Source organism: Dehalococcoidia bacterium (genome assembly GCA_035574915.1).
Classification (GTDB): Bacteria; Chloroflexota; Dehalococcoidia; order DSTF01; family WHTK01; genus DATLYJ01.
This window is the reverse complement of sequence record DATLYJ010000036.1, coordinates 1-7,552: the sequence shown is the minus strand read 5'-3', so window position 1 is coordinate 7,552 and position 7,552 is coordinate 1. Positions and strand designations below refer to the sequence as shown.

At 66.2% G+C, this 7,552-nt stretch carries 8 protein-coding genes; 4 read left to right on the top strand and 4 right to left on the bottom strand.

Annotated features, from left to right (window positions below):
- The first annotated feature begins 22 nt into the window (after positions 1-22).
- Complete coding sequence (locus VNN10_03165; protein ID HXH21004.1) at positions 23-541, top strand: NUDIX domain-containing protein; 519 nt, start codon at positions 23-25, stop codon at positions 539-541.
- Between the two features lie 147 nt (positions 542-688).
- Here the strand turns inward: VNN10_03165 and VNN10_03160 are convergent, their stop codons facing one another.
- The 3 genes from VNN10_03160 to VNN10_03150 all read right to left on the bottom strand — a co-directional run bounded on the left by VNN10_03160 (position 689) and on the right by VNN10_03150 (position 2,451).
- The gene (locus VNN10_03160; GenBank protein HXH21003.1) at positions 689-1,177 is read right to left on the bottom strand and encodes a pyridoxamine 5'-phosphate oxidase family protein; all 489 of its coding nucleotides are present in this window, start codon (positions 1,175-1,177) and stop codon (positions 689-691) included.
- 58 nt (positions 1,178-1,235) lie between these two features.
- Entirely contained in the window at positions 1,236-1,565 is a 330-nt protein-coding gene (locus VNN10_03155; GenBank protein ID HXH21002.1) for a hypothetical protein, read from the bottom strand.
- A 184-nt stretch (positions 1,566-1,749) separates the two neighbouring features.
- Entirely contained in the window at positions 1,750-2,451 is a 702-nt protein-coding gene (locus VNN10_03150) for a response regulator transcription factor (protein ID HXH21001.1), read from the bottom strand.
- A gap of 33 nt (positions 2,452-2,484) precedes the next feature.
- Here VNN10_03150 and VNN10_03145 point away from each other — a divergent pair, with 33 nt between their 5' ends.
- Entirely contained in the window at positions 2,485-2,748 is a 264-nt protein-coding gene (locus VNN10_03145) for a GTPase (protein HXH21000.1), read from the top strand.
- Here VNN10_03145 and VNN10_03140 read toward each other — a convergent pair.
- Positions 2,686-4,290 carry a GAF domain-containing protein gene (locus VNN10_03140; GenBank protein ID HXH20999.1) on the bottom strand — a complete coding sequence of 535 codons (1,605 nt, stop codon included), beginning with the start codon at positions 4,288-4,290 and terminating at the stop codon, positions 2,686-2,688. The genes VNN10_03145 and VNN10_03140 overlap by 63 nt on opposite strands.
- A 511-nt stretch (positions 4,291-4,801) precedes the next feature.
- On the opposite strand from VNN10_03140, the gene VNN10_03135 reads away from it, so the two are divergent.
- Both VNN10_03135 and VNN10_03130 read left to right on the top strand, forming a co-directional pair.
- A complete protein-coding gene (locus VNN10_03135; GenBank protein HXH20998.1) occupies positions 4,802-5,566 on the top strand; it encodes a sigma-70 family RNA polymerase sigma factor in 765 nt (254 codons plus the stop codon).
- Between the two features lie 107 nt (positions 5,567-5,673).
- On the top strand, positions 5,674-7,533 hold the full coding sequence (locus tag VNN10_03130) for a bifunctional diguanylate cyclase/phosphodiesterase (GenBank protein HXH20997.1): 1,860 nt from the start codon (positions 5,674-5,676) through the stop codon (positions 7,531-7,533).
- Positions 7,534-7,552 lie beyond the last annotated feature (19 nt).

Here is a 7,552-nt window from a genome sequence, read left to right as displayed (position 1 = left end):
GGAGGTCCCCTAACGTTCAGGCATGAAGCACTGCGGCCAATGCGGCGCGCTTCTGGCGGATGCCGGCGCCGCCTCTGGGCACGCCCACAAGCTCTGCCCTGCCTGCGGCTGGCGTTGGTACGACCCGCCCGTGCCCGTAGTGTTGACCCTCCTGACCACCGATGACGGGCGGGTGGTGTACACCCGCAAGGACAGCTTCGAGCCCTGGCGCTGGACCGTCGTCGCCGGTTTCGTGGAGCGCGGTGAGCGGGCCGAGGACGCCGCCCTGCGCGAGGTGCGCGAGGAGACGAACCTGGAGGCCGAGATAGTGCGCTTCATGGGCACGCACTTCCTGCCAGGCCGCACGGACCAGCTCGTCATCGCCTTCCACGCGCGCGTCACCGGCGGCGAGCCCAGGCCCGGCAGCGACGTCGACGCCATCGACATCGCCCCGCCGGACCCCTCACGCCTGCGCGAGGGAGCGACCTCCCAGTGGTTGGTGCGCCGCTACCTGGAAGAGCAAACCGCAACCGCTACGGCTAAAGCGGACAGCTCAGTCTGACCCGGGCGCGGGCCGCCGACACCAGCGGCCGCGCCTCGCAAGCCCCGCGCCCGCGGGCCAGCACGCCTTCAGTCCCGGGGTGCTGGCCTGGGCAGGACTGAGGGAGGGCATGGAGGCCGGAACGCCTCCGGGGCCTATCGCCCGAGTTCAGCCGCGGAGGCTGGCGAGCTTGAAGTTATCCCACGTAATCACGTGGTGCGGCTCGAAGACCACCCAGCGGTTGGTCTCGCCGCGGGCGGTGAAATTGTTGCGCCGGCGTCCGGCCGCGGCCTCGCCATGGCCGCCCGCGTACTTCGTGCCCATTTGCCAGCGGGCTTCCTCCAAGTCCGGGTCCGCTGCTTCCTCTTCCGCCGTCTCCAGCACCCTGGCGCTGCCCTGAAGCATGGCGCCGACCAACTCGGGGAAGCGCTCGTTCTTGTCGACCAGCACCGTCGCGTTCGAGTCCCGCCGCAGGTTCACGACTTTCTGGCCGCGGCAGGTGAAGTAGACTTTGCCGTTCACCCAGGCAAACCACAGCGGCGTCAGGTTAATCCTCGAGCCAGGGCCCAGGGTCGCGATGCGCATGTTCCAACTCTCGAGCATGAGCCTGTCCAGCTCTTCCGAAGTCAGGGCCAGCTTGGGCGATATCCGGGGCATGCGTCGAGAATTCCCCTAACCGTCCCTGGGGTCGCCGGCTTGCGGGCCAGGCGCAGCCTCAATGGAACTCGGGCGCGGTCTCGATGAACTGCTTGACCTCGTTGGTCAGGCCGTTCCACAGGAACATGCTGCCAATGCCGCCGACCAAAGCGCGGGCCCAGAACTTTGGTGTAAAGCCCGTAAACACGATCTTGGTCTCGTTCGGCGACTGGTCCAGCTTTACTGTTACAGCTACAAAGCCGTTCTTGACGACCATGAAATCGCGCATGCTCCGCGGAATCCCGCTCCAGTCTTCCACCGTGTATTTGCCGTCGAAGTGCCTGGCGAAGATCCGCCGGACCTCCTCTTTGCTCAGGTCCGGCTTGTGCGCAATCGTCGCGACAGCCATAGCTTCAGCCCCCCATGCTCCCAACTCGCCCCGCGAGACGCGCCGTTTTCGAGGACCGGGGCCGCTTCTCAGCGCAGCCCGGTTCGTGACGGGAAAGTAGTCTCCGCCCGTCCCGTTGTCAACGCCTGTCCGGCCGGGCGGCGCACCGCGGGCAGACGCTGCCCGGGAGGGCCGATACGCAGGGTTACGCGGGGTCGCGGGAGAGAAGGCCGGCCCTGGCGGCCAGGACGGCGGCCTGGACCCTGTCGGATACCCCGAGCTTGACAATAATCGTCTGCACGGCGTTCTTGACGGTCCCGACGCTGTAGTTTACGGCCCGGGCGATCTCCTCATTCGTCCTTCCAGCCGCGATGCTCTGCAGGATCGCCGTTTCGCGCGGCGACAGCGAGGCCAGGCGCCTCCGCTCGTCTTCATTGAGCCCGGACGCAGCGATCTCCCGGGAGACGCGCGCGAGGAGAGAGCTATCGATCACGCTATTCCCGGAGACCACTGTCCGGATGGCGTTCACCAGGGCAGCGCGCGACGAACCCTTGAGGAGGTACCCGGACGCCCCTACCTCCAGGGCCCGCTTGAGCAGCGCCGTGTCCTCGTACGTCGTGAGCATCAGCACGGCCGTGCCCGGCAACCTGGCCTTGATCTGGCGGCAGGCCTCGATGCCGTCCATCTCCGGCATCATGATGTCCATGAGCACCACTTGCGGTCTCGTCTCCTGCGCGATCCGCACGGCCTCGCGCCCGCTGGCCGCCTCTAAGGGCACCTCCAGGGAGCTATCCCGTAGCAAGGCGAGCAATCCCTCACGGATCAGCTGGTGGTCGTCCACGATCAGGACGCGGATACGACCGGAAACGTCGGCCTTTCGGTTGCGCGAGGCGCTGAAGGAGGTCATGGCAACGGGCGGTTCACCAACCCCGTGCGACTGATGCCGGGCTTCGCCGAAAGGGGAGTCCCCGGCGCCGGCAAGTCGACGCTCCTTAGCGCTGTGTCTCATGCTAGACCAGAGGTAAGTGATTATCCGCCCACGACTTCTGACTTACGTCCGCTCGTTCGCGGGCTTTCCCGACCACCCAGGAGAGTGCGGTCTTCTGCCCCCAGACCACTGGACAGCCCTCCAATCGGCTGGCTAGGCGGCACGCAACGGCAGCCGGGCAATCACCCTGGTGCCCTTGCCCGGAGCGCTGTCTAATGTCAGGCGTCCGCCGACGACGGCGCACCGGGCGCGCATGCTGGCCAGACCAATGCCTTTCCTCGACTCGCTAACGTCGCTGATTTCGAACCCGCGGCCCTCGTCTTCGACGCGGACGTAGCATGCGTCTGCATCGCTTCTCACCTCGACGCGCACGAACGGCGCTCCCGAGTACTTCACGGCGTTATTTACGGCTTCCTGGGCGATGCGCAGCGCCTGGACGAGCACCTGATCATCTGCAGCGCCGCCGGAGAGGTCAACTGCCACGTCAAGCTGAACGTTGGTAGCCTCGGCGAGCCAGCTGACCGCATTCACGAGCGACTCCTGGAAGAAACGGCCGCTCGACTCGGGACTTCGCAGTTCGTTGATGAGCGCCCGGGTCTCGCGAGCCGTGACCTCTGCTTGCGCGCGCGCCGAGTCGAGGAGCTGGCGAGCCTCCTTTCCACGTGGCCGGAACCGCGCGCTCAACGCCTCAAGGAACATCAAGGAAGCGGCCGCGCTCTGGGCCACGCGGTCGTGCAGGTCGAACGCCAGGGACTGGCGGACGTTTTCTTCCGCGGCGAGAAGGTGCGCGCTCAACTCCTTGGCCTCCGCCTTGACGCGTTCGCGGTCCATCATCAGGGCAAACCGCCCCGAAAAGCTGGCAAGAAGCTCGAGGTCGGAGTCGCTGAAGAAGTCAACTTCCCTGGCGCCGATGGCCACGACACCAGCAGCCCTGCCCTCGAGGACAAGTGGGCAGGCAATCACCGATCGGAACGTCTCCGCCAGCTCGGGATCGGCCGTCTCTACGAGAGCCGTGTCCGGGACGCGCATGGCTTTCAGCCCGGCAGCAACGCGGCCGGTAATTCCCACGTTGAAGGGCAGCTTGAAGCCGTCGGGTGCGTCAAGGCCGACCGATGCATAGAGCGTGAGCCATTCACCTCCTGAGTCGGCCCAGAACGCGGCAGCGGCGTCCCCTTTGACAACCTCGACAATCCGCTGCAGCAGAGCGTTCAGGTACTCGCGCGCCGTCAACGCGGTGGCTTCCAGGCTGTTCGCGGCGTCCAGCGCGCTCGCCAGCCTTGCCAATTCGGCGAGTGTGCGGTCGTGGCTCACCAGGGCGGCGAGGAAGGTGCTGACGCCCCGGAGGAGTGAGACAGTGCGTTCGTCGAAAGCGCCCTTGCGCGCTGCTACCAGGCCGAGTACACCGGCGACAGTCCCGCCAAGGATGAGAGGCACGCCTAACGCCGAAGCGTAGCGGTCCCGGAGAGCGGGACGAGCCTCCCCCACGGCCGATAGGTCGTCGATATTCACCGGCGCGCGTGACCTGATGACCCGACCGGCGACGCTGTCATCCACCGGGACCCTCAGGCCTTCGGCCTGGACATCAAGTCCGGCAGTCGCGTAGAAGGTGAGCTTGTCCTCATCCGGCCCCCAGAGCACACAGGCCGCATCTGCACCGAGAATGACCCGGAGGCGGTCCAGGATTGACCGGACGTAGGTGCGCACCTCCAGGTCAGCGCCGTCCAGTTCCAGGACGGCGCCCAACACCTCGTGCATCATGGTGGTGCCAGGGCCCTTCTGCCCCGTGGAGGATCGCTTGGTTAGACCGCGCCGACTCAGATTTCCTGGCCTGCGCCGCTGAATAGCGAGAGCATTTTGATCTGGGGATTTAAATACAGCAGATATTGACATATTATGCGCAGGGCGCACAGCCCGCAAGTGCAATACCTCACATTCGTGCTTTGGGCCAGAACGGGCGTCCGGCCCGATTGGCCGCCATTCTCGGCAGCCGCGTAGCGTCCTGAACCCCCCGAACGGCCAATTTATTATGGCTACTTAGCATGGCCCAAAGTAGTCTTTCGGTACTTGGTCGGCCGCGGTAGCGCCCGTTAGCGTTCAGTTGTATCGAGGGCTACCAGGTGCGCCCGCGCACCTGCCTCCGCCGGTGGTTCTCTTGGGCCTTGGCCTGCGCGACGCGCGGGCCGGCCCGCCGCCCCCTGCGCCAGCAGGCGGGCGGCAACCGTTCCCTGCGGGAGAGGGGACGGAAATGAGCCGCTAGGAGGACGCGAACGTGAATGAAGGCTCGGAAGCTCTCGAAGCAACGCCGGCCCAGCTCAGCCTGGAGGAGACTGTCGAGGCCTACATGCCATTTGTCCGCCACATCGTGAACAGGACGGTGGGCAGCGGCACGCGGGGTACTTACCTCCAGTATGAAGACCTGATCGCGTACGGGCTGCAGGGCCTTGTAGAGGCCTACAAGTCCTTCCGGCGAGACCGCGGCGTCAGGTTCTCGACATTCGCCATGCCGCGCATCCGCGGCGCCATCCTCGACGCGCTGCGAGCCGCGCACCACCTGCCGCGCTCGCTCCAGCGGGCCTCTGCAGAGTTGGACAAGGTCACTTCGGCGCTTCACGTCAGCCTCGGCCGGCAGCCGACCGTGCCCGAAATCGCCGAGTGCATCGGCGAGACACCCGAGAAGGTCCGCGACACCGTGCGCACGACCGGACTCAAAGTGCTGTCCCTGGAGGGCCTGAGCGAGTACGGGTGGGACGGAAAAGCGGAGAAGCTCAAGGGGCTCAGCGACGACGACGTCAACCTCGACCCTGAGGCTGTGACCATGGAAAAAGTCCTGATAGACCAGGTGCGGGACGCCATTGGAGCGCTCCCGGGAAGAGAGCGCACCATCATCGAGTTGTACTACCTGAAGTCGTGCTCCCTGCAGTCCATCGCGGACGTTATGCAGATTTCCCCCTCGCGCGTCTCACAGCTCCGGCATCGCGCTGTGCGCCGCTTGCGCCAGCGGCTCGTGGAGCGCCAGTTAGCGGAGGCCGCCTGATGGAGACCGGCCAGCGGACCCCGGGGTCCGCGGTCAGGGATTCGCGGCGACCTTCTGCCGACCACGGGCGCGCGATCGTGTGGGCGTCGCGCGCTTGTCAGGCTGCCATGGGCCTGATCATCCTCGCCATGGGGGTGCTGACCCTCGTCACTTTGTCCAGCAGCCTGACCGAACTAAGGCGCGCGCAGGACCTTCTGGAAGTGGCCAACGCCTACGACCAGGCCGTCCACGCCGGCGCCGCCGCAGCGTTTCATGCCGGCAATGCCTCCAGGACGGGCGACCTCTCGGAGCTCGAGAAGATGCGGACTGCCATCGAGCGCGCCTTCGGGCACATCGAAGTAGTGAGAAGGATCGGCGACGAAGCGGACCGCAGCTTCGTGGACGAACTCGTCCGCAGCTACGCGGAGGACGCCGCTCGAGCAGAGGCCCTCGTCTCAGGGGGGTCGGTGCCCCTCAGCGATGCTGGCCTGAGCAGGGTCGCGAGCATAGCGGCCTTCATCCAGCCCGTGGCGGACGAAAGACGCGACGCTGCGTCCAGGCACTTTGCCTCCTTCGAGAGGCGTCTGGAGAGGCAGTCCGTCATAACGCTCTCGTCGTTCGCAGCGGGCCTGCCTTTGGTTGCCGGCCTGTTCATGACCGCGCGTTACCTCGAGCGGCGAGACAGCGCCCGGAGCGCGCGCCTGGCGTTGATGGAGACTGCCGCCTATACCGACAGCCTTACCGGGCTCGGCAACCATCGTGCCTTCCAGGAGGACCTGATCGCGGCTGCTGCCACGACGCGCGCAACGGATGAGGCCTTCTTGAGCGTGGCGATAATCGACATTGACGACTTCAAGGAAGTCAATGATGGCGGCGGCCACGCCCTCGGCGACCAGGTGCTGCGTAGCCTCGCAGGGGTGATCCAGAGAACGGCTGCCGGCGCGCGCTGCTACCGCGTTGGCGGCGATGAGTTCGCGCTGATAGTGCCCGGCGCGGACCACTCTGCGGCCGGGGCCACGGTCCAGGCCCTCCTCAGCGCTGTCCGACGCGAGTCGCTTCCCAAGATCAGCATTGGCTTCGCCAGCTGCCGCGTGGGCGAGTGCAGCCCTCAGGCCCTACGCGACGAGGCCGACACCGCCCTTTACGAGGCCAAGCATCGCGGCAAGGACCAGGCTCAGTTCTTCGATGAAAGGCTTGCGGCCCGCCGGAACGCCACGAGCGCGAAGATGGCAGAGCTCCGGCGCATGATCCACGAGCGCCACATCCTCACTGCGTTTCAGCCGATCGCCCTGGTGCCGAGCCGCCGCATCTTCGGCTACGAGGCCCTACTGCGGACACCGGAGGAGTACGGCTTCTCCGGGCCGGAGGAGGCTTTCGAGGTAGCCGTACAGATGGGCCTGTCCCGTGACCTCGACCGCCTCTGCATAGCGCAGGCCCTGAGCGACGCGAAAGCCCTGCCCGAGGACGCTCAACTCTTCCTGAACCTCCATCCCTCGACCCTTTTCCACGCCGGGTTCTCCGCGGTCGACCTCTGGTGCATGGTCAAAGCGGCCTCGATCGAACCATCCAGAGTGACCTTTGAGGTGACCGAGCAGATGGCCGCGCCTTTCGAGATCATCGTGCCGCACATCACGCGCTTACGCGCGCTGGGATTCGCCGTCGCCCTGGATGACGTAGGCGTCGGCAACTCCGGCCTGCAAATGCTGCGCGCTACTCCCTGGGACTACATCAAAATCGACCGCTCCGTCACGGTGGAAAGCCGCCAGGAGGCGAGCAGAGCGGTGCTCCTCGCCATCACCGCCTTTGCGCGCGCGACCGGCGCCTTCGTCATCGCTGAAGGCATAGACTCTGAGGAGATTGCGGAGTCGCTGCGGAGCGCGGGGCCGGGCACGGACTATTTGGTGCACGCCATACAGGGGTATCTCATCGGAAAACCGAAGGAGTGCCGGGCCGGGACGTCGCGCCGGCAAGTCCTGCGCGCGGCGTAGCGCCAGCGCCGGCTGGCCA